This is a genomic window from Robertmurraya sp. DFI.2.37 (assembly GCF_029211245.1).
GTDB lineage: Bacteria > Bacillota > Bacilli > Bacillales > Cytobacillaceae > Robertmurraya > Robertmurraya methanolica_A.
The window spans coordinates 1-335 of sequence record NZ_JARGEJ010000447.1 but is presented as its reverse complement, the minus strand read 5'-3'; the positions used below and the strand labels follow the sequence as shown (position 1 = coordinate 335).

The following is a 335-nucleotide window of genomic DNA, read 5'->3' as shown; positions in this document are numbered from 1 at the left end:
AGAATCTTGTATGGATTGAAACGACAGGCGAAGAGCAAAAGACGCTCGTCATTCGCAGAAAAGTAAATGGTGAGGTAATTGCCGAGCACCTTATTAGCTCAGAAAAAGGAAAACTCATTCAAAACCGACATCATACTCGTGATCGCTCCAAAGGGGTTGAAGAGCTTAAGCAACGTCTAATCTCTTACTTTGAAAATCAGACACAAGTAGCTGCTTATTTGGATGAGATCAGCCAACGATACCCGAGGTATCGTCGAGACCAATTTTCCATCATCTACAAGGTGATTCAACAGTATCCAGCATTAATGGATATTGTGATGACTAAGTGCATGACG

At 41.8% G+C, this 335-nt stretch carries 1 pseudogene; it reads left to right on the top strand.

What is annotated here, in order from left to right:
- Positions 1-335 (top strand): annotated as a pseudogene (locus PZE06_RS27240) (IS21 family transposase); the annotation flags it as partial.